Consider the following 24,877-nt stretch of genomic DNA (forward strand, 5'->3'; position numbering starts at 1 on the left):
TTCTGTTTTAAACTATAGTTATTATCTAGTAGGTATCTTCGTATTTGATTTTTGGTACGCGCTTGTCTATTTCGTACTGGCCGGTACCTTCTTCGCCAATAACATCGAACAGCTCCAGGGCGCGGCGGGCCACATATTCCTCTTCAATCTGCTCTTTCAGAAACCACTGCAGAAACGTAAATGTCACATAATCTTTCGATTTCTGGCAACGGTCGGCAATGCGGTTGAAGGACTGGGTTACGGCTATCTCCTGCTGCAACGCCTGCTCAAACACACTCCTGAACGATTCGAACTCGACCTGCACATTGGTAACGTCCGGCGAAACGGCGCGGCCACCCATATCAGACACATATTTAAAAAGCCGCAGCATGTGCTCGCGCTCCTCATCAGACTGTTCTTTAAAATAACCGGCACTGCAATCAAAGCCATTACGGTCGCACCAGGCACTCATGGCCAGGTACATAGCAGATGCATCAGCCTCCATTTTGATCTGCTCGTTCAGTACTCTTTCAATTTCCTCAGTAAGCGATGTTCTTAATCTCAGTAAATCCTTCATAAAAGTATGGTGCTTTTTCTGGTGATGACTGATGCCTTACAGGTATAAAGCATCTTTTATTCATACTTAAGTTAAAGGATTATGTTCTGATTAGGAAGGTGTAGCAGCAAATATGGAAGTAGTCTAAATAAAAAAGCACAGGTAAACCTGTGCTTCACTGTTATATAGGTATAGCTTATGTTATGCTACCTGTGTATGCAGACACTCGTGCAACATGCTATTTAGTTCCAGGGCAAATTTAGCGCCGCCCAAAAGCTCTTTAAAACTATAGATCTCGGGTAAGGTAAGTACATACAATTTTTCGCAGCCGCAAACGGTCAGCAGTTCGTAGTCAGAGCAGCGTTGTGTATTTACTGCCATGTCGCGCAGGTCAATGCTGTCCACCGCTTTTTTTAGTCGCAGAAAGGCATCTACTTTTAAAACGATCTGTGCATTGGCAAAGTCTACTACCAGCCTGTTACGTTTATTACATTGGTAAACGGCACCAACCTCTGTTGCAAAAACTTCCTGCATTACGGTGGTAATCTGCGCTTTCTCTCCTAACTTCACTTGTAACTGCTCCATGATGTTACAAATGTAGAGCCTATTTAGAATAAGTCCAAATAAATTTAGATGATCTTTATCACCAACCTATGAAAGAAGTTAATAAGATAAACCTGGCCGATAAACTAAAGCAGATACCTGATTTCTGGAACCCACGCATTGTTAGCGAACTAAACGGGCAACAGGTAAAACTGGCAAAGTTTAAAGGCAAATTCGACTGGCACCACCACGACCACGAAGACGAGTTCTTTTTGGTGATAAGTGGCAGTTTTGAAATGCATCTCCAGGACAAAGTAATCACGTTAAATCCAGGAGAATGTATTTCAATACCACGCGGCGTAGTACATAAACCTGTTGCCCCTGTAGAGGCGGAGGTTTTGCTTTTTGAGCCGGCATCAACTATAAATACCGGTAATTTAGAGAACAGCGAACGCACCAGAACTGATCTGGAGAGGTTGTAATAACATTTCCGTATTGCCTGATGACGTACCAGATGTTGTAGCGTGCGCACTTGGTTGCTGGTATAAGACGCTCCGAGGTGACAAGCACGCTCGGAGGTCGTTGGGCACGGCTATAGTTTTTAACACACCCCTACCCCTCTCAAGAGGGAAATTTTGGCTATAGCTATAGTTGTGGGCTCTAGTTTTATAGTTGGTGTTTTCACCTCACCCCAGCCCTCTCCTAAAAACAGGAGAGGGAGTTTCTGCCTTTGCTATAGCTGATTTTATAGTTCTATAGGTACAGACCAAGACCGGACAGGTCGCGACCTGTCCCTACGGAACTATAGCTATGATAAAAGTCGAGGCGAACAAGTTCAAACTATAGATAGCGGTTAATAGTAGAAAGATATCAGTCTTTGGGTTGAGCGCCTTTGACTTGTTGCGGTGGCGTGAGCCAATCCGAGGCACGAGGATAGCAAGAAGGCAGCAGCGCGATGCCCGAAGACGGGGCCTCCCGGCCGTGAGGGCACCAAAGTGAATTTGAAACGATAGGTAAGTAAAGCTCCCAGGATTAAAAGTAATGTGAAAGAAAAGGCTTGGTTCGGATATTAAAGACTATAACTATAGGCTGCGATAGATTTCTCAACTACGCTCGAAATGACAAAGTAAGAATTACAGGACACATAAGATTCCTCGGCTGACGCTCGGAATGACAAAAGAGAAGCTATAGCCCAGACACTAGCAGAAGTTGCTCGCGCTGCCAGGTCTTGCAACTATAAGCTAAACAGATTTCTCGCTACACTCGGAATGAGAATAGAGAGACTATACTTTACCAGCAAGATTCGGGGTTTTTACCAATATAGTTTTTAGGTTTAGCCTTACTAAATCTCCCATACACTTACACTTCATAAACTCGTCTGATTGATGATGCTCTGCCAGCTCCTTCCTAAGCTGTGCTATTTTTTCAGGAGTAGAAATGGTGTCTTTGCGCATACAGTCAATCAAATCTTTGAGGCGGTAACGAGCCGATTTCAGGCGACGGAACATGAGGGTGCGCTCTTCGTTCTGATACTGTTTTACAGTTTCGGGCTTTAGTAACTTTAAAACCAGGTCTACAATTACGTTATTGTCTTTAAAGAACTGCGGCAGGTACATCGTCTTTTTGCCTTCGTAGCTTTGCTGGTCAAAATCTATCGGGCGTACGCGGTACTGTTCGTCTTCAAAATCGGGGGTAATATCTACCACATAGTTATAAGAGCGCATGTCGCCGAGCAAACGCACAAAACAACGTTCGTTAAACTTCACAAACTCTTTGGCAATGCGCACTTTGTTGGTACCAGGCCTGCTTACAAATTCTTTTATAAAAATATCTCCCGGTATACCGGCAATGTGTTCTTCTATCAGTGTATCACCATCTACGAGGTAACTTAAGCGGCCCGGCGACAAAATATGCTCCAGCTCCAGGCCATAAATACGCGAGGCATCGGCACGCTTCACATAAAAATAATCGTAGTTGTCGTTTAGCTGGTTCATGATCTGCACCCGGAAAGGGTTGGAATTGCCAAACGTACAGTAATCTATCCGCGACACATACAAATGCTCCATCACCGACATATCGCCATCCGTTTTTAACAAGGCATAGATCATAGTCAGGCCATGGTTCAGTTCCTCCTGCGTTTGCTGTTCATACATTACGGTTTCCCAAAGTGTGTCTACCCCCTTTTTATCGAAGTATGGGAAAGAGTCGGAGTAATGCAGCAACTCTTCATACTTAACAGGCAGTTTGGTGTCGCGGCCATAGGTGTGCAGGTACTTGCGCAGCCCTTCGGTAACCGGGTAAAACAGTTTCTTTTTTGAGATGGAGTTCACGGGTGAATTAAGAATGAGTAATGGCGTATGAATAATGATATTGCTGTGCAAAAAGCTATACTTTGGAATGTGAACTATAGTTTGACTTCTACTTCATAAGTTAAGCAAACTATAGTTAATACTTTTAAATCAGATGCAATAAAAAAGGGGCCAGAGGCCCCGCTATAGTTCGTCACGAGCGTAGACGCTCGCGCCATTTCAATAATTATTAATTCATCATTATTAATTACTCATTAACCAGAAGCTACGCTTCTAACAAGTTGTTCTTACCTAAAATCTGCAGCACTTCGTTTTTGTAGAGGCGGCCAATTGGTATTTCGGTTTTGCCAAGGTCTACGGCTGTAGCGGAGAAGGCCTGTACTTTATCCAAAGCGATGATGAAGGAACGGTGAATGCGCAGGAATTTATCGGCGGGCAACTTCTCTTCTAAAAAGCTGATCTTTTGGTACGAGATGATCTCTTTGGTTTCGGTTTTTACCCGGATGTAGTCTTTCAGGCTCTCGATGTACAGGATATTGGCCAGCATTACCTTTACCATCTTTTTGTCGGCTTTCAGGTAAATAAAGGCTTCTTTATAATCTGGTTCGGTTGTAGCTATAGTTGCAGCCGGTTTGGTTTCCTGGGGCGTAACTTTGGCAATGGCTTTCAGGAAACGGTCGAACGATATGGGTTTGAGCAGGTAATCAATGGCGTTCAGTTCGTAGCCTTCCACGGCATAATCGCGGTAGGCAGTGGTGAAAATAACCTTCGGCGGGTTGGGCAGCGACTTCAAAAAATCGATACCGGTAAGTTTGGGCATCTGTATATCCAGGAACATCAGATCAACCTGTTCGGTTTGCAGGCAGTTGTAGGCTTCTACGGCATTGTTGCAGCGGCATACCAGTTCCAGGTTATCCAGGCGGCTGATGTAAGTTTCCAGTACATCCAGGGCCAGGGGCTCATCGTCAACTATAAGGCATCTAATCTTCATTAGTTCTATCGCTAAGGTCTAATTCCAGGTGCACGGCGTATACGTCCGGCTCATCTTCAATCTCCAAACTATAGGTATCCTTGTAAAGCAGTTCCAGGCGGCGCTGCACGTTTTTCAAGCCAATTCCGGAGGCCATTTCTTTTGCGGTTCGCTCAGCTTTTTCGCCTTGTTTGCAGTTCTCTACACGCAGGCTTAGTTTGCCGTTCTGCACTTTTACGTCAATGCGCACCCAGGCATTTTCGGTTTCGGTACTTACGCCGTGTTTAAAAGCATTCTCTACGAAAGGTAACAGCATCATGGGTGCAATGTTTGCCCCAAGTATACTCCCCGATTCGGTAAAGCTGATGTCTACTCGGTCGCCGTAACGCATGCGCTCCAGGTCTATGTAGTTGCGGATATAGTTCAGTTCTTTCTCCAGCGGCACTTTGGCTGCATTGGCATCATACAGCATATAATCCATCAAACCCGATAACTTCAGCACCATTTCCGGGGCGTTATCAGATTTTTTAAGCGTAAGTGAATACAGGCTGTTGAGTGTGTTGAACAAAAAGTGCGGGTGTATCTGCCCTTTCAGAAATTTAAGCTCAGCCTCCAGTTTATCCTGCGACAGCGTGCGTGCCGATTGCTGGTGCTGGTACCAGTTGCGCAACAAAACCACCGTAGCCGAAATAGCCACCAGGTAATTTATGTTTACAATGTTCTTGATAAAACGGTAAAGTGTCAGGTTGTCCTGGGAGCAGGTGGTGGGGCAGAAAAACGGGTGAATCAGGAAAGGCAGCAACACATATTGCATCAGCGCAGCAATAGCACCTGTTATCATCAGGACGTATACAAAAAACTCCAGGTAGCGCTTACGGAGCAGGAATTTGGGCATCAGGTAATACATATTAAAGTATACCAGCGCCATTTTAAACGGAAGCTCCACCAACTCCACCATAAAGGCATTGTAGTAGTCATCGATATAACTACCGTACAGCAACCCGAAAAACACCACGTAAATTACCCAGAACGCGGCGTGTTGCAGCATCCTGTTCTTAATTATACTTCGTGGGTCGGGCAGGCTCCAGGTTCTGGCTTCAATAACGGTTTCCGGACTCAACTTTACTTCCATGTTACAAAGGTAAACTTTATCGCGCACGTCTGTACCTGGCACTCAGGGCTTTTAGACGACCGGCTAAACTATAAACATCAGCAGCAAACTATACCAGCCCAACAGCTTTTCAGGCAAAAAGATTTAAACGCACCTTATCAACTATAGCTCCGTACTACAACACAACCTGTTATACAACCTAAACTATAACAACTATGGAAAAAGGAAACTATAGTAAATTTCTGTTGATGCTGCTGGTATCGTTCGTGATCATGTATAGCGTAATGTTTATGAATGTAGCCAGCACCGACCACATTTACCTGAGTTTAAACCGCTTATATATGGCCCTGCTGATGGTGGCACCTATGGCACTTATTATGCTGGGTTTTATGCCGATGATGTACAAAAACAAAAAGTTAAATACACTGATTATAGTGGCAAGCTTAACTGTTATAGGTGGAGTTTTTCTGTTGCTGCGAAACCAGGCAGCCGTTGGCGATAAACAGTTTATGAAATCCATGATACCGCATCATTCCTCAGCTATATTGGTAAGCCGCCAGGCAAACCTTTCCGACCCGGAAGTTAAAAAGCTGGCGCAGCAAATAATCGAATCGCAGGAAAAAGAAATTGCTGAAATGAAGAAGATACTCCAGCGCATGGAGTAATCCGAATCAGATACGTCTTGTTAATTGCAGCACCTGTACCCGCAGCCAGGCAAACGAAGAAGTTTACTCGTTGTGGTATTTTTCGCCACGCAGAATAGTAAAGCCGCGGTATAGTTGCTCGGTAAAAAACATGCGGATCATCTGGTGCGTGAACGTCATTTTAGAGAGTGCCATTTTATCATTGGCACGACTATAAACAGCCCCCGAAAAACCGAAAGCTCCGCCAATTACAAATATCAAGTTGGTAGTTACGGTGTTCAGTTTCTTCTGCAGAAAAGTGGCAAACTCACCGGAAGTAAACATCTTTCCTTTTTCATCCAGCAAAATAAGAAAATCACCTTCCTGCACCTTCTGTAATATAAGTTTGCCTTCTTCTTCCTTCAGTTTATCGGGGCTATACTTGCCGCCTTGTTTTATATCGGGTATAACTATAAACTCGAACGGGTGGTAATGCTTCAGGCGCTTCAGGTACTTGTCTATCCCCTCCTCTATAAACTTCTCGTCGGTTTTGCCTATCGCTATCAGTTTTATCTTCATCGGTTTGCCGGTTTCCACGAAGGTCGGAGGATTGGCGGGATTTTGCAATTCAGCTTCTTTTTATTAAGCTATAATCACACTAATTTAAACTTTCTAAAATTATATAGTATGGGCAATATATAGTATATTCGTTAATCCGATTCCGTTTAGCCGCCGTATTTGGGTGTATAAACGGAATAAACTCCGTTTATACATAAGTTAGCAGTAAGCTAAATTATGAAGCATTCTCATAAATGGATGAAAAATTAAATTCTCTTGAACACGCTATTCTGTCTGAGATTGAGAAGTCTCATAGAGAAACACACCCATTTTTGAAAGAGCATATGCTGGATTTGAAAGTCAGTTCACGTGAATTTACTGGCGTTGGTGTTTATGTTCACTTTGATGCAAAGGGACAAAAGCGGCAGAAGAATAAAATTTCAAAAGAAAAAACTTATTTAGGGGTTAATAAAAGCTTCTACATTGACACACTTGAATTCCCAATTTCTTTTGAATTGAATTTAAGTGAAGAAGGGGTTTTGGAGTTTTTAGAAATAGTTTCTAATGATGATAAAACTTGGAATGGTGAGTTTAACAAATTCACTATTGAAGAAGAAGATTAAGAAATCCTTCTGCCAACAAGGCACAGGCTCCATACTCGGCTACGCCTCGTTCGTAGCCTGTCCTAAACGTTATGCGGCAGCTTAAAAGACAACAACCAACGACATTGACAGTAAGAAAATGAAATCAGATAATAAACTTGCAGGACTTGGACTTTTGACAGCAATTTCGGCATCACTATGCTGCATTACACCTGTTTTGGCTCTGTTGGCTGGAACAAGTGGACTTGCTTCTACTTTCTCTTGGCTTGACCCATTCAGACCATATTTAATTGGCTTGACAGTTTTGGTTCTTGCGTTTGCTTGGTATCAAAAACTGAAACCTCAAAAACAAATTGACTGCTGCGACACAACTGAAAAAACACCCTTTATTCAGACAAAAAAGTTTTTGGGTTTCGTAACAGTTTTTGCAGGACTGATGCTTGCGTTTCCAAGTTATGTCCACATATTCTTTCCAAAGACAGAAAGTCAAACAATCATAACCGACCAATCAAACATTAAAACAGCAGAATTTACAATTAACGGAATGACTTGTGCAGGTTGTGAAGAAAACGTAAATCACGAAGTAAATAAACTGACAGGAATAATTAAGACGAATGTTTCTTACGACAACGGCAACGCAATCATAGAATTTGATAGAACTCAAACCGACATTCAAGAGATAGAAAAAGCCATAACTAAAACAGGCTATTCCGTAACCGACAAAAAAGAAATAAAATGAACATAATCCTGCAATCAACTATCACTTGCCCTGAATGTGGACATAAGAAAGAAGAAACTATGCCGACAGACGCTTGCCAATATTTTTACGAGTGCGAAAGCTGCAAAAAGGTATTAAAGCCAAAACAGGGCGACTGTTGTGTATTTTGTAGCTATGGAACAGTGAAATGTCCATCCATTCAAGCCGGGACAAATTGCTGTTAAAGACAATGATAAAACTGACTGAAATCGAAAGCCGACCGCATAACATCGGTTTTGCAATATGGCGGGTGAAGTGCTACTATGAAACATTTGTGCAAGATTCAACATCAGTAATTCTATTGAACTTTTGTGCTAAAATGCCGCCACATCGCAAAGCCGTAAACCGTTAGCCTGAATTTAATAAAGAATATTATTGATGTGGAGTATAATATAAAATTTATAAACGGGGATAGGCTCTTAGCAATCGGACTAGCAGGCATGATTCTTTCAATGTCCCTCCCAATCTACCTTAAAATTAATTTTAATATTAAAGAAGCATTGATGATTGGGCTCATCCCATCGATGTTGGTCATATCGTGCATTACAGCCTACTTCGCCTCGAAAAGGAATGAATATTTTCTGGTAAACGAGGACGGTTTGCACACAAGTAAGCATGGTCTAGTAAAATGGAGTGAAGTTCATAGTCTGGACCTCGAAGATAGACTAGAAGCTGAGGTGTTGACAATCAGGTTAAGACATAACGAGAAGATAGTTATCCCTAGTAGAAAAGAGGAAAGCCCTAATAGACAAACTTTTGTTGCGTTTAGAGAGGATATAGAGAAACGTTTCTCTGAAGAACCTAATACAGAAGTCGGAGCAATTCAAGAATCCTATGCCTATGGAGGGAAGGGATATAGAATGCTTGGGTATACACTTTTACTTACACTCTGTTTGCTTACTCCTTATGTGCTCTATGTACTGGTTATTGGAGATATGACAGCTAAAAAGTTTGTGTCTGTGATTGTCGTCTATTCTGTGACTCTACCTATGCTTGGCAGGATATTCAGAGAAGAAATATTTGGGAAAACAAAATAGGCTAACCCTGCACAGGCCCCATACTCGGCTCCGCCTCGTCCACAGCCTGTACCAATCCGTTAGCTGTAATTAAAATCATGAAAAAACAACTTTGGTTTGCTGTACTACTTATCGCTTTAGGCTGCGGAAGTAAGAATAACTCCGAAGTAGAAAAAGCTCCAGTTGGGGAAATATCAGCAGAGGTAGAAAAAGAAAAGCCAAGCAAAAGCATACAAAATTGTACCTCAAGATTAGATGGTGCGATTTATGAATTTCAATCAGATCCGAATTATCCTGAAGAGAAATTCACTTTAAGATTCACTTGTTCTGAAGACACGCTTAAAGGAGAAATTATTGGTCCCGCTCCAGCTGGAGAGCATGGACTTTTTTACTTCTACGCCAACTTAGATAGCCTGCGAACTGATGGTAAAAATAGCCTAGAATTTCAGTTTGCTCAAGGAAAACTTTATCAAGGGCAAATTACCTTAGATAACTATGAGAAGTTGAAAGAAGAGGACGCCTCAGGTATCTCGAAAGGAAAAATATACTTTAAAGGAGCTATCGCAGGTGACTCTCTGATATTCAAATGCACATCTCAGTATTACGACTGCTATGTGGATGAAATGGTTTTCAGACTAAAGAAATAACTGTGGCTAAACATACCTATAAGCCAGCTGGGCCGCCTTATGGCCAAGACCGTTAGCTGGTATACCATTACAGATCAACCAAAAACTAAATGAAATACTTATACTCTTTACTTCTTCTTACTACCCTTTCTTGTAGTTCATCTGATTCTGTTGAAGAAAAAAACAGAATTAATGAATCAGCCTTAAAGATCCGTTTATTTGACGTTTCAGCAGATCAGATTTACCAACAAAATATTAAGCTGATTAAGCAAAATAATGTTCCTGAACTGGAGAAATCCATCATCGTGTTCAAGCAGTTTGATGACAGTTTGCAATTAATACGAGATGAGTTGATCTCTGCCGCAGGGGGATATACAACTGAAGGGCTATACTTTAATGCCCCTGCTTTCAACTATGTGCAGGATTACTTTTATGGCGAAACAGCTTTCAGAAATAATAGTCACCAATTCTTCTTCAGCACATTAGACGGTCTTAGTCAAAACCTAAACCAGCTTTCACCAGCCACTAAGCCTACTAAGGAAATTGAAAACAAATTTGATATTCTTCAAAAACACTATGGTATAAACAACCGCAATGAGCTGTTTAAAAGTTTATCTATCAATGAAGCCGTAGAACTTATTGAGGCCTTAAGGCGACAGGTGGCAATAAATCACCAAGAATACGTGATAAATGAACTTAGAAAGTTCGGCAGCTAACCACACCTAAACGTAAGCTATGCCTTCGTTTAGCCAAACCGTTGGTGCAAGCAATAGAATAATACTATCCGACACTTGTTTCAACACCACAATCTAACTATGCCAGCAAAAAAAGAACTCCAACCCACACAACACCAGGAACTACTCCAGACACTAAAAGCCCGTTTCAAGAAAAACATGAACCGCCACAAAACTATAGAGTGGGCAATGGTGGAAGCAAAACTGGAAGCAAACCCGGACAAACTATGGTCTTTGAACGAGATGGAGGTAACGGGTGGCGAGCCGGATGTAGTAGGATATAATGCAGAAACAGACACCTATACTTTTTACGATTGCGCAGCCGAAAGCCCTAAAGGCCGCCGAAGCCTCTGTTACGACCACCAGGCACTGGAAGAACGGAAAGAGCACAAACCCGAGAACAGCGCCGTAGAAATGGCCGCTGACATGGGCATACAACTGTTAACCGAAGCACAATACCGCGAATTGCAGCAGCTTGGTAAATTCGATCTGAAAACATCGAGCTGGGTGAAAACGCCTGCCGAGATCCGGAAACTGGGTGGTGCCCTGTTCTGCGACCGCCGTTACGACACGGTTTTTCTGTACCACAACGGAGCGCAATCATACTACGCTGCACGGGCCTTCCGGGGTATGTTAGAAGTATAAAGAATATTTTGCCCGCAAACAGCAGCAAGTACCAAATACAACTACCTTAAACCTGACAAAGCAACTATAAACTATAGTTTAAACCCATTTATGGAAATTACCCAACTAAACCCGAGGCCGGAAATAGAGCAGAACAACAAGCTAAACAAAAAATTCATACAGTTTGAAAGTCTCCTGAACGTATTAAGAAGCCGGGAGCTACCTGCTGAGATTACAGTTTACATCAACAATGAAATTAGCTTAATCAACTCGACTACAGCATCAGAGAAGGTATTTGAAAAACAAGTAAGTACGAGCCAGGCTGGGATTTTAAAACTACTTGAGAAAGAACTTAAGCTTGTAACAAAAAACCACTACCGTAATTTGTGGTTACCACTGGGCATGAGCACCTTTGGCTTACCACTCGGCGTGGCTTTTGGGTTAAGTTTAGGCAACATGGCTTTTTTAGGGATTGGCTTGCCTATAGGTATGGCAATTGGCGTAGCTGTAGGCACTTCCTTGGATAAGAAAGCAGAAAAGAACGAAACGCAGCTGGATATAGAGATAAAACATTAGCCCCTCCGAGCTATACTTTGCGATTACATTTATAGTAGTGTAATGTATAGCTCATCTGTTCTACAAAAGCTCTTTACTCGGGTCCCAGAACAGTTTATCAAAGTCAACTACCTGGTCGTTTTCCACTTTTACACCTTCCTGCATCAGGCGCTCGGCCATGGCGTTGCTGGCCTCGAAATGCTGTTTGCCGGTAAGCATGCCTACCCGGTTTACAACACGGTGCGCCGGAATTTTGGTAAAGGGCTGCGATGCGATTAGGGCCCACCCTACCATGCGTGCCGAGCCTTTGGCACCCAAATAAGTGGCAATGGCGCCATAAGACGTAACCCGCCCTTTAGGTATCAGTTTCACCACTTCGTAAACATTCTCAAAAAAGTTCTCTTTCTTGTCGCTCATAGTTATTTTGTTGCCGAGTACGGTTTAACCTGCTAAAACTGCTGTTTAGCTATTCATTTTATACTTACGCAGATAATAAGGCCGTCAGGTTGCAGAATTCCCCTTTAACGTTATAACTTTAAAATTCCGGACCTTAGGTAAAATTAAAAAAATGACCCCACAGGTATAAGCCGATTAAACCATTTTTATAGTTGCCAGTCCAAGAGTTCGGCTTATGCCGAAACAGCATTTTTATAGTTGCCGGCAAACAAGTCGCATTTAGCCCGGTTATCAATCTGCGAAAATAAAATTATACTTTTATAGCTAACAAACACCCTCTGCCCGAGGAAACCTGTAAAATCACCTCACACTATATGAAGATCAAATACATCGTTTACACCCTACTGATACTTGGATTTGGAGCATTGGTCGCTTACCGCATTACACAAAACAAAAACGAAGGTGGCGGTGGCCCGGGTGGCGGAGGTGGCGGCAGAGGACCGGGCGGCCCCGGAGGCATGCCGGCCATGCGTGTAAATGGTATGGTAGTGCAGCCTCAGAACTTTGCAAACACCTTATCGGTTACTGGCTCTATCGAAGCAAACGAGCAGGTACAGATCCGTCCGCAGGTGTCGGGTGTGGTGCGTTCCATCTCTTTCCAGGAGGGTAGCAAGGTTAGCAAAGGCCAGGTGTTGGTTAAGATAGATGATTCGGAACTGCGTGCCCAGCTGGCCCAGGCCCAGACACGCCAGAGCCTTGCCGCCGAAAACGAGCGCCGCGCTGGTCTGCTGCTTAAAAAAGAGGCTATCAGCCGTGAAGAGTATGATGTTGCCCGCGCTGACCTTAAATCGGCACAGGCCCAGACCCAACTGATACAGGCACAGTTAGCCAAAACAACTATACGCGCGCCATTTTCAGGCCGTATTGGTCTGCGCAACATTTCAGAAGGCAGCTTCCTGTCTCCGGAGACCGTTGTGGCTAATTTAGTAAGTATAGACCCGTTAAAGATCACCTTCTCTGTTCCGGAAAAGTACGCCACCCAGGTAAAAGAAAATACCACGTTAAACTTTACAGTAGCCGGCTCAGACAAAAAATATAAAGCTACCGTTTATGCTATAGAGCCGGGCATAGAAGCCAGCAGCCGCACACTGCAACTACGCGCCCGTGCTGCAAACGGCGATGGTAGCCTGATGCCCGGTTCTTTCGCGAACATCGAGTTGCCCTTAACTGTTATCGAAGGTGCCCTGTTGGTACCGACCGAGGCAGTTATACCTGTGCAGAACGGTAAAAAAGTATTTGTGAGCAAAGGTGGTAAGGCTACCGAAGCCATGATAGAAACATCAACCCGCACCGAAAAAGATGTGCTGGTAACTTCTGGCCTGCAGGCCGGCGACACGGTTCTGACGACCGGCATCATGACGTTGAAAGAAGGTACCCCTGTAAAAGTAGCAGTTGGAAAGAATAAGTAAAGCGCGAAAAGTATGAGTTTATCCACCACAAGTATAAAGCGCCCCGTTTTTACGATCGTTATTAACCTGATACTGATACTGTTCGGTTTTATCGGGTATAGCTTTCTGGGGGTGCGCGAGTATCCGTCCATCGATCCGGCTATAGTTTCGGTTAGCACCAGTTACTCGGGTGCCAACGCCGACATTATTGAGTCGCAGATAACGGAACCGCTCGAAAAAGCCATTAACTCTATTGACGGTATCCGCAATATTTCCTCGTCCAGTAACCAGGGCCGTAGTAACATTAACATCGAATTTAACCTGGATAAGAACCTGGAAGAAGCGGCCAACGACGTGCGCGACAAAGTATCGCAGGCGGTAAGAAGCTTGCCACAGGATATTGATTCGCCGCCGGTGGTATCTAAAGCCGATGCCGACTCGGAGCCTATTATTACCATGACGGTGCAGAGTGCCAACCGTGACCAGTTAGAGCTCAGCGACTATGCCGAGAACGTGATTTCGCAGCGTTTACAAACTATACCGGGCGTAAGCAGCGTGCAGATTTGGGGACAAAAGCGCTATGCCATGCGCCTCTGGCTAGACCCAATGAAACTGGCTTCTTATGGTTTAACGGTGAGCGATGTGCGTACTGCCCTGAGCCGTGAGAACGTGGAATTACCATCTGGCAAAATAAGTGGCGAGAATACCGAACTGGTTGTAAAAACCCTCGGTAACATGTCCACTGCCGAGCAGTTCAACAACCTGATCGTAAAGTCAGATGGCAACAAGATCATCCGTTTCAGCGACCTGGGTACAGCAGAGCTTGGCCCGGAAAACCTGGAGACAAAGATGAGCAATTCAGGTCAGCCGATGGTAGGTCTTGCAATCATCCCGCAACCGGGTACCAACTACCTCGATATTTCAGAAAAATTCTACGAGCAGTTCGAGAAGCTGAAAAAAGACCTGCCCGAAGACATGAAACTGGATATTGCGATGGATAACACGATATTCATCAAAAAGTCCGTAACCGAGGTGGCCGAAACTATACTTATCGCGCTGGTACTGGTTATACTTATTATTTACCTGTTCTTCCGCGACTGGAGCATTGCTTTCCGTCCGCTTATCGATATCCCAGTTTCGCTTATCGCCACTTTCTTTATCATGTACCTGTGCGGTTTCTCGGTAAACGTACTAACGCTGCTGGCTATAGTTCTGGCTACAGGTCTGGTAGTGGATGATGGTATTGTGGTAACGGAGAACATCTTTAAGAAAGTAGAAGAAGGCATGTCGCCGATCGAAGCTGCTATTAAAGGTTCTAACGAGATCTTCCTGGCAGTAATTTCGATTTCGATCACGCTGGCTGCGGTGTTTCTTCCTGTTATTTTCCTGGAAGGCTTCGTCGGGCGACTGTTCCGGGAATTTGGTGTCGTGATCGGGGCCGCTGTACTTATATCGGCTTTCGTGTCGCTGACACTTACGCCAATGCTGAACGCCTACCTGATGAAAGGCGGCCACCAGAAAAAGACCAGGTTCTACAACTTTACAGAGCCATACTTCCAGAAAATGAATGCTGGCTACGCCAGTGCGCTGAGCGGCTTTATGAAACGTAAATGGCTAAGTTTCCCGATCATTATTTTCTGTATCGGCCTGATAGGTTTATTCTATACTATACTGCAGAAGGAAACAGCTCCTTACGACGACAGAAGTATGTTACGTGTACAGGTAAGTGCCCCCGAAGGAGCTTCTTACGAATACACCGACCGCTTTATGCAGGAGCTTACCCAATTGGTAAACGACTCTATACCTGAAAAAGCAGTAAACCTTGTGATCACCTCGCCGGGTTGGGGTGGCGCAGGTTCTGTAAACAGCGGTATGATGCGTATCGCCCTGAAGCAGCCAGATGAACGCGAACGCTCCCAGAAGGAAGTAGCAGATTACCTTACCGGCCTGACCCGTAAATATTCTGAAGGCCGAATTATGGTAACGCAGCAGCCAACTATCTCGGTAAACCGCCGTGGTGGCCAACCGATCCAATACATCATTCAGGCACCAAACTTCCAGAAACTAGAGGAAAAGATACCGGAGTTTATGGAAGAGGCCAGTAAAGACCCTACTTTTTCGAACGTAGATGTTAACCTGAAATTCAATAAGCCGGAGATCAACATCTCAATCGACCGCGAAAAAGCACAGAGCTTAGGTGTATCGGTAATTGATGTGGCACAAACCTTACAGTTATCACTAAGCGGCCAGCGCTTCGGGTACTTCCTGATGAACGGACGCCAGTACCAGGTAATGGGCCAGTTTGACCGCCCGGACCGTAACGACCCGCTTGACCTGACCTCGTTGTTTGTTCGCAGCAAAGATGGCAAGTTAATTCAGCTGGATAACCTGGTAACGATGTCTGAGCGCAGCAGTCCGCCACAACTATACCACAACAACCGTTACATGTCGGCTACCGTTTCGGCTGGTCTGGCGCCGGGCAAAAGTATAGGCGATGGCATTGAGGCCATGGACCGTGTAAAGGAAAAAGTACTTGACGAAACATTTACAACTGACCTTGGCGGCGAGTCCAGAGACTTTGTAGAAAGTGGATCGAACACGATGTTTGCTTTTGGTTTGGCCTTGCTCCTGATCTACCTTATACTTGCCGCGCAGTTCGAGAGCTTTGTCGATCCGCTGATAATTATACTTACAGTGCCAATGGCGGTAGCCGGTGCCATGCTTTCGTTGTGGTTGTTTGGCCAGACCTGGAACATCTTCAGCCAGATAGGTACGATCATGCTGATAGGGCTCGTCACGAAGAACGGTATATTGATAGTAGAGTTTGCAAACCAGCTCCGGGAACAGGGCAAACCGAAACACGAAGCTATACTGGAAGCTGCTGAAGCCCGTCTTCGCCCGATCCTGATGACGAGTTTGGCCATTGCGCTAGGTGCTCTGCCAATTGCCTTAGCGTTGGGAGCTGCCGCGCAAAGCCGTATGGGTATGGGTATTGTAATTGTAGGCGGTACCATGTTCTCGCTTATACTTACGCTGTTCGTTATTCCGGCTATTTATGCCATGTGGTCGAGAGAGCGCAAGCACCATCCGGAATTTGATCAGATCGAAGCTTACGAAAAAGCAGCTGTTTAAATAATCTAAAATCATACGCAGATACTCTTTATGAAGTATAAAATTGCTGCCCTGTTTGCATTTGCCTTGTCTGTATTTTCAGTGGGCAAGGCAAATGCACAGGAAGTACTCACCCTGGAAGAAGCCATCCGGATAACACTGGAGCGGAATTACGATATTCTGCTGGTAAAAAATGACCTAGAAATAAGTAAAAACAATGTGAACCGCGCTAATGCGGGTATGTTGCCTGCCGTTGAAGGTAACCTTATTCAGAACAACACCATTCAGAACAGCTCACAGACACGCGAAAGTGGACAGGTAGTTGAACGTAATGGTGCCAAAGGTTCTACCTTGAACTATGGCGTCGGTCTGAACTGGACCGTTTTTGATGGCTTTGGGATGTTTGCCCGCTACGACCAACTGAAAGAACTACAGAAACTGGGCGAAGCCAACCTGCAGCAAACGATACTAACCCGAGTTGCCGACGTAACCAGCACCTACTATAACCTAGTGCAGCAGCAGCAGCAACTAAAAGCTTTAGATACGGCTATGGTAATCTCCAGAGAACGCGTACAGACTGCCCAGAACCGATTTGAGATCGGGAAAGCTGCACGCCTGGAGGTACTGAATGCGCAGGTAGATTTCAACACCGACACCACCAACATGCTGCGCCAGCTCGAACTATACCAGAACACCCAAACGCAACTGAACGAACTGATGGCCCGCGACGTGAACACACGCTTCAGGGTAGCAGAAAATGTAACTATTGATGATAAACTGATCTTATCGGAGTTATCAGAAAAAGCTGTACAACAAAATCCATCGTTACAGGCAGCACTTATTAACAGACGTGTGGCCGAACTGGATCTGAAGCAGGTAAAGGCAAACAGGTTACCTACTATTTCACTGAACTCCGGCTACAACCTGAGCCGCTCCGAATCGGCACTGGGCTTCACGACTTTATCTACAGGTAAAGGTTTTAACTATGGTGTAAGCGCATCTGTTCCTATTTTTAATGGCTTTTTGCAGCGCCGCCAAGAGCAGAATGCGAACATTAACGTGAATAACGCAGAGCTACAGTTCGAACAGATAAACCAAAGTATAAATGCCCAGCTTACCAGCGCTTACAATACTTACCAGACCAGCCTGTCGTTGGTGAAACTGGAAGAAAAGAACCAGCAGATCGCGAAACGTAACCTCGAAATAACGATGGATAAATTCCGTATCGGTAGCATTACCCCTATCGAGTTCCGTGAAGCGCAGCTGAATTATGTAAATGCCACTGTACGTTATAGCAATGCACAGTACCTGGCCAAGCTGGCCGAAGTATCGCTGAAAGAAATAGCGGGCACCATTACCTTCTAAGTATAACCCAGGCCTAGTATTCAAGTATAAAAGTATAGCTTCGGCTATACTTTTATACTTGAATACCTATCTTAAGCCATACTGTCCCGCATCATCTATGCCCAACCTTGAGCTTTTTCAGACACTGGCCATCTCCCTTGGGCTTGGTTTGCTTGTTGGGTTACAACGCCAGCACCAGAATGCACGCATAGCCGGCATTCGTACCTTTCCAATCATTACTGTTTTTGGTACGGTTTGCGCGTGGCTGGCGCAGGATTTTGGCGGATGGATGCTGGCTGCTGGCGCAGTAGGCACAGCGGCTATAGTTGTAGTAGCTAACCTGCTGCAGCGCACCGAAAAGCATATAGATGTTGGCCAAACAACCGAGGCTGCCCTACTGCTTATGTTTGCTGTTGGTGCCTACCTGGTAGTTGGCAACACACCGGTTGCTGTAGCCATTGGCGCCTCCATAGCCGTTTTGCTGCACCTTAAAGAGACTCTGCACAAAGCCATTGCCAAACTTGGCGAAGAAGATCTGCGTGCTATTATGCAGTTCGTGGTCATATCGCTGGTTATACTTCCCGTTTTGCCAAACCGTACTTTCGGGCCTTATAACGTACTTAACCCGTACAATATCTGGCTGATGGTGGTGCTTATAGTTGGTATTGGCCTGGCGGGTTATTTTGCTTACAAAATTTTTGGTGGCAAAGCCGGCACATTGCTAGGTGGTGTATTGGGAGGACTAATATCGAGTACAGCTACTACGGTGAGCTATGCCAAACGCTCAAAAGATACTGACCAGCAAAAGGCCAGCAACAACTTAATAGCACTCGTTATACTTATTGCTTCGGCTGTATCGGTGCTGCGCATTGTAATTGAGGTTTCGGTGGTGGCGCCTGCTACTCTCGGTAAAGTTGCTCCTCCCCTTATCTGTTTATTGCTACTGATGGCTATACTTATCGGGCTCGGATTTTTTATTAAGAAAGAGGGTGCCGGACAAATGCCTGAACAACAAAACCCGGCCCAGCTTAAAACTGCCTTGGTTTTCGGGGCAATTTACGCCATAGTTATACTTGCTACAGCTGCCGCCAAAGACCATTTTGGGGAAAGTGGCTTATACATTGTAGCTGTTATTTCTGGCCTAACAGATGTAGATGCCATTACGCTTTCTACTTCGCGGCTTATGAACAACAGAACTATAGACCTGGATACCGGCTGGCGCGTGATCTTAGTAGCAGCGCTTTCCAACATCGCTTTTAAAGGCGGAATGGTCGCTATACTTGGCAGCAGGGCTTTATTTGGCAGGGTTGCTTTGTTATTCGGAGTTAGCCTTGTAGCAGGTGCGCTTATAGTTTGGCTGTGGCCGGAGGGTTTTGTGCTGGATTGGTTTGGGAAAGGCTAAATTTAATGTGCAACATAACATACTAAATTATCTACTTTGCCCATTCATCAAATAGTCTTTACCAGCTATAATAATAAGTAGAGGTTATTAGATACTGCAAACAATATAAAAGCTCCAAATACAAAGATCCAGGATAAAAATTCAGCCTTCTTATTTCTCAAATAACCCTGCTTATATTCTTCGAAGATCGCCAAATACCTCTTGCCCTTCATAAACCAAAAGCAGTTGATAATAAATACTGTAAATCCATAAATAAAAAAGACGCTTTTATTTAAAGGAGGTTTACTTTCTTGGATGAGGTAGTAATATGAGACATAAAATGATGACAGGTAGAAAAAGCTTACCGCACCCATAATTACAGAGGCTGTTAGCCACGGAACATCATTCTTATATCTCCCATTCTTATAGTATCTTTTAAAAACGTTAAAGAAAACTATATTATACCATTCCATATTAAAAGCTATCAAAATACAGACTATACCATATACCTGAGGCGATCAATGTTGCTACCCCACCAATACTAAGAAGTATAGCAAAGGCCCTACATAAAATTCGCTGTCCACCTTTAATGTGGGCATAACTGTTAACAACGCTCTCATAGTAATCTTCTCTGCCAAAATACTGTGAATGCAAGTATCCATTCAGCACAAATATTGGAAGAAAAAACAGGACAAATAATCTTCCATCACCTGATTGAGGAATACGATTACTCAAGATTGATAAAAGGAAAGAAAGAGAAACTAAATACAGCGAAACAGTAAAACTAAGCAGGAAGCTTGCTCTATTCGGAACATTACCTCCCTCCTCATGGGTCATCGTTACAAAGCAAAAATAGATGAATCGATACATTTAATACTATTTACCAAACAGTTGCTAAAAAGTAAATACTAAAAACCCTATAAAACAAAAAAGCCTGAGCTGGGTAGCCAGGCTTTGCAGAGAGTGAGGGATTCGAACCCCCGGACCTGTTACAGTCAACGGTTTTCAAGACCGCCGCATTCGACCGCTCTGCCAACTCTCTGTAATAATAACGAGCACAAAAGTATAGCACTGCGCTCAATTTTCAAAACTATACGGCAATATTTTTTGCTTGTTTTGCCACCTAAAGTATAAACCCCTGATAAAGAACAAGAAAAATTTCAGACTTACTTACGCGGTTTTACCTGCCAAAGCAGTTTTGCGGCGCACCAGGCGCTTCGTAACCGAATCTATACTTACATTTATCTCAAAGCCTAGTATCAGAATCATCGAAATAAAGTCGAGCCAGATCATCAGACCAATTAAGGCCCCAATAGAGCCGTAGAATTTGTTGTAGGTATCAAACGCACTGATGTACATCGAAAAAATCATCGACACCAAAAAGATTAGCCCTGTTGCTACCACAGCCCCCGCAGAAAAGAAAGGCCACTTGTCTTCGATAGCCGGTACGTAGTAGTAGATAAGCGAAGTAGCCAGCAAAAACAGCAACACGATCGCCACATACTTCAGGATCACGATCAAAGTATAGGTATAGCTCTCTGTTACTACTTCATAAAACACCAGCGCATCCAGTATCCATTGCCCGAAAAAGATAGCTGCCACCGCCGTGAAAAGTATAAGCGATAAGGCCACCGTAAGCAAGGTTGCAATAAGGCGTTTCCGGATGTAAGTGCGTTTGTAAAAGGTATGGTATTTCTTGTCAAAAGCGTCCATCAGCGACATGATGCCATTGGTAGAGAGTACCAACGCAAACAAAAAACCGAATGATAGCAAGCCCCCGCGTGGTTTGTTCACGATATCTTCTATAGTTCCGTACGCCACCGTGTACATTTCGGAGGGCAGGAAATCGGCAATAAAGTTGAGGATACTCTCGCTCAGGTCCAGCGACAAAACACTCGGAATATAAGGTATGAGTGTGAAGAGGAAAATAATGCTTGGAAAAATTGCCAGCGTAAAGTTAAACGCCATGTACGATGCACGTTTGGTGATGGAGTCCAGGCGCAGTTCGCCCAGCAACACATCAGCTACTTCGTACACTGACGACTGCCCGTTGTTAAATCGCCACCTTTTCAGGAAAACGATAAACTTACGGTAAGCCCGGCGGCGCTTCAGATATTGCTGGTTATACTTCATTCGCTAAAATACGAATCCATTTTCTGGTGTATCAGTTCGGGCACTGCGGTTGGGCGGCCAGTCTGCATATCTACAAACACCATCGTGGTTTCCCCTATGTTCAGTAGCGTTTGCTCCTCGTTATACACTTCATACTCAAACTTTATACGTGTGCCATGCGGCTTATGCTTTACAAAAAGCTTTATCGTAAGCAGGTCGTCGTACTTTGCCGGGCGGATATACTTGCATTTGAGCTCCAGTACAGGCATCATGGTTCCGGTGGCTTCCATCTCTTTATAATGGATGCCCAACCTGCGGAACACTTCGGTACGTGCTACCTCATAATAAGCGCCATAGTTGCCATAGTATACATAGCCCATCTGGTCGGTTTCGGCGTAACGCACACGTATCTGTACTTCTGATTCGAACACTGCTTAAATGGTTTAATGGTTAAATTGTTAAATGGCTAAACTGTTAATTATTAATCCGGATTTATACTTTATCTGATCAACAATTTAACAATTCAGCCATTCAACAATTAAATTACTTCATGATCTTACGCTCGTTCAGGGCTTTCTGGTAACGGCGGGCGTTGGCCTGGTGGTCGGCTACGTTGGTCGCGAAACTATGGTAACCAGAGAAGTCTTCCTTGGCGCAGAAATAAATATAGTCGTGCTTTTCAGGATTAAGTACCGCATCTATACTTGAGATATTTGGCAGGTTGATTGGCCCCGGAGGCAAACCTTTATACCGGTAAGTATTGTAAGGCGAATCGTGGCGCAAGTGCACGTTCAGTACACGACGGATCGTAAAATCACCAACGGCAAAAACCACCGTCGGGTCGGCCTGCAATAACATGCCTTTTTCAAGTCTGTTCAGGTATACGCCTGCCACGCGCGGTTTTTCGTCGTTCTTTATAGTTTCGGCCTGCACGATAGATGCCAGTGTAGATACCTGCTGCTGCGTTAAATTCAGTTTTTCAGCTTTCTCCAGGCGCTCTTCGGTCCAGAACTTATCATACTCCGATTTCATTCGTTCCATCAGCTCTTTTGCCGTAATGGTCCAGAATACTTCGTAAGTGTTCGGGATAAACATGCTCACGACGTTGGTGGTATCAAAGTCCAGCGCTTCCAGGTATTGCGGGTCCGTTAACAGGGCATCTATTTCCTCAGCTGATGGCTCAATTTCGGTGGCAAGCTTTTCGGCAAGCTGGCTGCGCAAACGGATATTGGTAAAGGTTAGCTTAACCGGAGTCTGTTCGCCCAGGCGCAGTTTCCCGATCAGTTGGCGGTTGCCCATACCATCTTTCAGTTCGTAGCGTCCTGGCTTTACTAGCTGGTCATAGTCCATCAGCTTGGCCATAAAGCGTAGCGACAGCGGATCGATAATGACACCGGTTGCTTCAATGGAATCCATTGCCTGCTCGTAAGTAGCGCCGGTCGGGATATATACAAAGGTTGCCTGGTCTTTGGTATCGACATTATCGGTATACACGATCTGGTACGCGTAATACGAGAACGACACAAACAGCAGCACAAACAGCACTGACAGCGCAGGTATAACCTTACTTTTTTCTTTTTTCTTTCTTTTGGAGGTAGCCACTTTCTTAGCCATAAAATTCTGGTAGAGGCACGGGTGTAACTATAAATTCCGGCCTTTTTAATTCAACCGACAAAAATAACACTTATGTTCCTAATTGCGAATGCGTAACCCTGCGAATGCATGAATTATCTTTGCAGGAGCGCGTCGGTTTGTTTTAATCAAAGTATAGCCTGTGTTGCAATTGCCTTAGACGCCAGCAAAACGTTTGATGCCCGAAAACAGTATTCACACTTTATACTTTAAACTATAGCCTAACTATAAAACTATGAGTAACGCTACCTTTTTACAGATACACCCCGATAATCCACAAGAAAAAAAGATACGCGAGGCGGCAGAGATTCTGCGTAATGGTGGCGTGATCATTTACCCGACCGATACCATTTACGGCATGGGCTGCGACATACATAATGCCCGCGCCATTGAGCGTGTATGCCAGATAAAAGGGGTAAAGCCTGATAAGGTTAACCTGTCCTTTATTTGCTCCGACCTGACCCACATCTCAGACTATGCCAAAATAGATACGCCTACCTATAAGGTGATGAAGAAAGCGTTGCCGGGACCGTTTACGTTTATACTTAATGCAAATAGCAATGTGCCTAAGTATACCGCTGCTAAAAAGAAAACAGTTGGTATCAGGGTGCCAGACAATGAGATCGCGCTGGCCTTGGTACGCGAACTGGGTAACCCAATCCTTTCCACATCCATACGTGACGAAGATGAAGTGCTGGAGTATAGCACCGACCCCGAACTAATCTATGAGAAATATAGAAACCTGGTGGACATGGTAATTGACGGAGGCCCGGGCAACAACATCGCCTCTACAGTTGTAGACGCCTCCAACGACTTTGAAGTGCTCCGCCAGGGCGCCGGCGATATTGAAGAGTTTTTATAGTTAGAAAGTTAGAAAAGTATAAGTTAGAAAGTTGTGATAACTAAAAGCACTTTCTAACTTCTAAACTTTTTAACTTTCTAACTTGCAACCTGCGGTCGCCTGTGTTTCCAGCGTTTGTGGGTCCAGAGGTAATTGGCGGGGGCACGACGGATGGCGGCTTCCAGCTTTTGGGCAAATATTTCTGTTATCGGCACAGTATCAGATGTGCCATCCGATATCACTTCAAAAGTTAAAGTATAATGTCCGCGTTTGGTGCGTTTTATATCCAGGAACAGGACAGGGTATTTAAATTTTTTAGCCAGCTTTTCGGCTCCTTCATAAAAAGGTGTGTCCTGGTTTAGGAACGTGGTCCAGAAAGTTATTTCGCTCCATAAGGGTGTTTGATCAGATAGCATGGCAATAACGCGGGGTACGTGGCGGTTAGCAGCAAAATCACGGAGCGTATCTTTCATTTTAATAAGCCGAGCACCCAGCCTGCTTCGCGTCCTGAACATAAAATCCTCGAAAAACGGGTTATTTAGTGGCTTATAGATACCTTCAGCCGGAAAACCAAACTGCACTGCCCCGGCCGAAAGTACCCACTCCCAGTTACACGAGTGCGAACCCATCGTTATAACAGGCGTTCCACTTATTACAAAATTATCCAGCAGTTTCTGGTTAGCGAAAACAACACGGCGCTCCATTTCAGTACTCTTCATAGAGCGGAGCTTTAGTATTTCTACCACTATATCAGCAAATTGCCGGTAAAATGCGTTGGCTATACTTTGTATCTCAGCTTCCGGTTTTTCAGGAAATGAATTGCGCAGGTTAGTAAGAACTACCTTTTTGCGGTAACCAACCACATAATAAACTATAAAGTATAGCAGGTCTGACAGCAGGTATAAAACCGGCAACGGCAACAACGATAAGCCTTTGAGTACAAGCTCAAGCGGAAAGTAATAAAAAGGTATTTGCTGATCTTTGGCCATAGGTATTAACTGCGCTGTAAAGGTACGACCTAGCTACTGGATTATGAAATATCAGAATTC

Annotated in this window: 26 protein-coding genes and 1 tRNA gene; 15 read left to right on the forward strand and 12 right to left on the reverse strand. The window is 44.3% G+C overall.

The genetic code is table 11. The annotated features are described in order from the left end of the window. Nucleotides 1-25: 25 nt before the first annotated feature. Nucleotides 26-556, reverse strand: coding sequence for a ferritin (locus GWO68_RS03810; RefSeq protein WP_162345099.1), 531 nt, complete (start codon nt 554-556; stop codon nt 26-28). 180 nt (nt 557-736) lie between these two features. After that, complete coding sequence (locus tag GWO68_RS03815; protein WP_162345100.1) at nt 737-1,120, reverse strand: hypothetical protein; 384 nt, start codon at nt 1,118-1,120, stop codon at nt 737-739. A 68-nt stretch (nt 1,121-1,188) separates the two neighbouring features. Here GWO68_RS03815 and GWO68_RS03820 point away from each other — a divergent pair, with 68 nt between their 5' ends. Then, on the forward strand, nt 1,189-1,560 hold the full coding sequence (locus tag GWO68_RS03820; protein ID WP_162345101.1) for a cupin domain-containing protein: 372 nt from the start codon (nt 1,189-1,191) through the stop codon (nt 1,558-1,560). 801 nt (nt 1,561-2,361) lie between these two features. Here the strand turns inward: GWO68_RS03820 and GWO68_RS03825 are convergent. From GWO68_RS03825 to GWO68_RS03835, 3 genes are all read right to left on the reverse strand, one after another. After that, nucleotides 2,362-3,408, reverse strand: coding sequence for a hypothetical protein (locus GWO68_RS03825; protein WP_162345102.1), 1,047 nt, complete (start codon nt 3,406-3,408; stop codon nt 2,362-2,364). A 244-nt stretch (nt 3,409-3,652) separates the two neighbouring features. Then, on the reverse strand, nt 3,653-4,378 hold the full coding sequence (locus GWO68_RS03830) for a LytR/AlgR family response regulator transcription factor (protein ID WP_162345103.1): 726 nt from the start codon (nt 4,376-4,378) through the stop codon (nt 3,653-3,655). Beyond that, nucleotides 4,368-5,489, reverse strand: coding sequence for a sensor histidine kinase (locus GWO68_RS03835; RefSeq protein WP_162345104.1), 1,122 nt, complete (start codon nt 5,487-5,489; stop codon nt 4,368-4,370). Before GWO68_RS03835 ends, GWO68_RS03830 begins: the two co-directional genes overlap by 11 nt. 194 nt (nt 5,490-5,683) lie before the next feature. On the opposite strand from GWO68_RS03835, the gene GWO68_RS03840 reads away from it, so the two are divergent. Continuing rightward, on the forward strand, nt 5,684-6,133 hold the full coding sequence (locus tag GWO68_RS03840) for a DUF305 domain-containing protein (RefSeq protein ID WP_162345105.1): 450 nt from the start codon (nt 5,684-5,686) through the stop codon (nt 6,131-6,133). A gap of 63 nt (nt 6,134-6,196) precedes the next feature. Here GWO68_RS03840 and rlmH read toward each other — a convergent pair whose 3' ends face one another. Continuing rightward, nucleotides 6,197-6,670 carry a 23S rRNA (pseudouridine(1915)-N(3))-methyltransferase RlmH gene (gene rlmH / locus GWO68_RS03845; RefSeq protein ID WP_162345285.1) on the reverse strand — a complete coding sequence of 158 codons (474 nt, stop codon included), beginning with the start codon at nt 6,668-6,670 and terminating at the stop codon, nt 6,197-6,199. A gap of 233 nt (nt 6,671-6,903) precedes the next feature. Here rlmH and GWO68_RS03850 point away from each other — a divergent pair, with 233 nt between their 5' ends. The 8 genes from GWO68_RS03850 to GWO68_RS03885 all read left to right on the forward strand — a co-directional run bounded on the left by GWO68_RS03850 (nt 6,904) and on the right by GWO68_RS03885 (nt 11,584). Then, complete coding sequence (locus GWO68_RS03850) at nt 6,904-7,272, forward strand: hypothetical protein (protein WP_162345106.1); 369 nt, start codon at nt 6,904-6,906, stop codon at nt 7,270-7,272. Nucleotides 7,273-7,390: 118 nt separating this feature from the next. Continuing rightward, a complete protein-coding gene (merTP, locus tag GWO68_RS03855) occupies nt 7,391-7,990 on the forward strand; it encodes a mercuric transport protein MerTP (RefSeq protein WP_013631655.1) in 600 nt (199 codons plus the stop codon). After that, nucleotides 7,987-8,193: a GDCCVxC domain-containing (seleno)protein gene (locus GWO68_RS17765; RefSeq protein WP_013631656.1), complete on the forward strand. Its 207-nt coding sequence runs from the start codon at nt 7,987-7,989 to the stop codon at nt 8,191-8,193. The genes merTP and GWO68_RS17765 overlap by 4 nt, the downstream gene beginning before the upstream one ends. A gap of 195 nt (nt 8,194-8,388) precedes the next feature. Beyond that, a complete protein-coding gene (locus GWO68_RS03865) occupies nt 8,389-9,045 on the forward strand; it encodes a hypothetical protein (protein WP_162345107.1) in 657 nt (218 codons plus the stop codon). A gap of 77 nt (nt 9,046-9,122) precedes the next feature. After that, nucleotides 9,123-9,671 (forward strand): hypothetical protein, encoded by a 549-nt coding sequence (locus GWO68_RS03870; protein ID WP_162345108.1) that lies wholly within the window; start codon nt 9,123-9,125, stop codon nt 9,669-9,671. 89 nt (nt 9,672-9,760) lie between these two features. Continuing rightward, nucleotides 9,761-10,366, forward strand: coding sequence for a hypothetical protein (locus tag GWO68_RS03875; RefSeq protein WP_162345109.1), 606 nt, complete (start codon nt 9,761-9,763; stop codon nt 10,364-10,366). 99 nt (nt 10,367-10,465) lie between these two features. Continuing rightward, nucleotides 10,466-11,029 (forward strand): DUF4256 domain-containing protein, encoded by a 564-nt coding sequence (locus tag GWO68_RS03880; protein ID WP_162345110.1) that lies wholly within the window; start codon nt 10,466-10,468, stop codon nt 11,027-11,029. A 90-nt stretch (nt 11,030-11,119) separates the two neighbouring features. Continuing rightward, a complete protein-coding gene (locus GWO68_RS03885; protein WP_162345111.1) occupies nt 11,120-11,584 on the forward strand; it encodes a hypothetical protein in 465 nt (154 codons plus the stop codon). 60 nt (nt 11,585-11,644) lie between these two features. Here the strand turns inward: GWO68_RS03885 and GWO68_RS03890 are convergent, their stop codons facing one another. Further along, complete coding sequence (locus GWO68_RS03890; RefSeq protein ID WP_162345112.1) at nt 11,645-11,980, reverse strand: MGMT family protein; 336 nt, start codon at nt 11,978-11,980, stop codon at nt 11,645-11,647. A gap of 353 nt (nt 11,981-12,333) precedes the next feature. On the opposite strand from GWO68_RS03890, the gene GWO68_RS03895 reads away from it, so the two are divergent. From GWO68_RS03895 to GWO68_RS03910, 4 genes are all read left to right on the forward strand, one after another. Beyond that, nucleotides 12,334-13,428: an efflux RND transporter periplasmic adaptor subunit gene (locus GWO68_RS03895; protein WP_162345113.1), complete on the forward strand. Its 1,095-nt coding sequence runs from the start codon at nt 12,334-12,336 to the stop codon at nt 13,426-13,428. Between the two features lie 12 nt (nt 13,429-13,440). Further along, the gene (locus tag GWO68_RS03900) at nt 13,441-16,539 is read left to right on the forward strand and encodes an efflux RND transporter permease subunit (protein ID WP_162345114.1); all 3,099 of its coding nucleotides are present in this window, start codon (nt 13,441-13,443) and stop codon (nt 16,537-16,539) included. A gap of 30 nt (nt 16,540-16,569) precedes the next feature. Further along, nucleotides 16,570-17,883, forward strand: coding sequence for a TolC family protein (locus GWO68_RS03905; protein ID WP_162345115.1), 1,314 nt, complete (start codon nt 16,570-16,572; stop codon nt 17,881-17,883). A 97-nt stretch (nt 17,884-17,980) separates the two neighbouring features. After that, a complete protein-coding gene (locus tag GWO68_RS03910; RefSeq protein WP_162345116.1) occupies nt 17,981-19,264 on the forward strand; it encodes an MgtC/SapB family protein in 1,284 nt (427 codons plus the stop codon). Between the two features lie 936 nt (nt 19,265-20,200). Here the strand turns inward: GWO68_RS03910 and GWO68_RS03920 are convergent. The 4 genes from GWO68_RS03920 to mltG form a co-directional block, all read right to left on the reverse strand. Further along, nucleotides 20,201-20,285 (reverse strand) — tRNA-Ser (locus tag GWO68_RS03920). Between the two features lie 128 nt (nt 20,286-20,413). Then, nucleotides 20,414-21,376: a YihY/virulence factor BrkB family protein gene (locus GWO68_RS03925; RefSeq protein ID WP_162345118.1), complete on the reverse strand. Its 963-nt coding sequence runs from the start codon at nt 21,374-21,376 to the stop codon at nt 20,414-20,416. After that, on the reverse strand, nt 21,373-21,786 hold the full coding sequence (locus GWO68_RS03930; protein ID WP_162345119.1) for an acyl-CoA thioesterase: 414 nt from the start codon (nt 21,784-21,786) through the stop codon (nt 21,373-21,375). Before GWO68_RS03930 ends, GWO68_RS03925 begins: the two co-directional genes overlap by 4 nt. A 112-nt stretch (nt 21,787-21,898) precedes the next feature. Beyond that, entirely contained in the window at nt 21,899-22,969 is a 1,071-nt protein-coding gene (mltG, locus tag GWO68_RS03935) for an endolytic transglycosylase MltG (protein ID WP_162345120.1), read from the reverse strand. Nucleotides 22,970-23,222: 253 nt separating this feature from the next. On the opposite strand from mltG, the gene GWO68_RS03940 reads away from it, so the two are divergent. After that, the gene (locus tag GWO68_RS03940) at nt 23,223-23,849 is read left to right on the forward strand and encodes an L-threonylcarbamoyladenylate synthase (RefSeq protein ID WP_162345121.1); all 627 of its coding nucleotides are present in this window, start codon (nt 23,223-23,225) and stop codon (nt 23,847-23,849) included. 77 nt (nt 23,850-23,926) lie between these two features. Here GWO68_RS03940 and GWO68_RS03945 read toward each other — a convergent pair whose 3' ends face one another. Next, nucleotides 23,927-24,817 carry a lysophospholipid acyltransferase family protein gene (locus tag GWO68_RS03945; RefSeq protein WP_162345122.1) on the reverse strand — a complete coding sequence of 297 codons (891 nt, stop codon included), beginning with the start codon at nt 24,815-24,817 and terminating at the stop codon, nt 23,927-23,929. Nucleotides 24,818-24,877: the final 60 nt, after the last annotated feature.

It is taken from the genome of Pontibacter fetidus (assembly GCF_010119545.1).
Classification (GTDB): domain Bacteria; phylum Bacteroidota; class Bacteroidia; order Cytophagales; family Hymenobacteraceae; genus Pontibacter; species Pontibacter fetidus.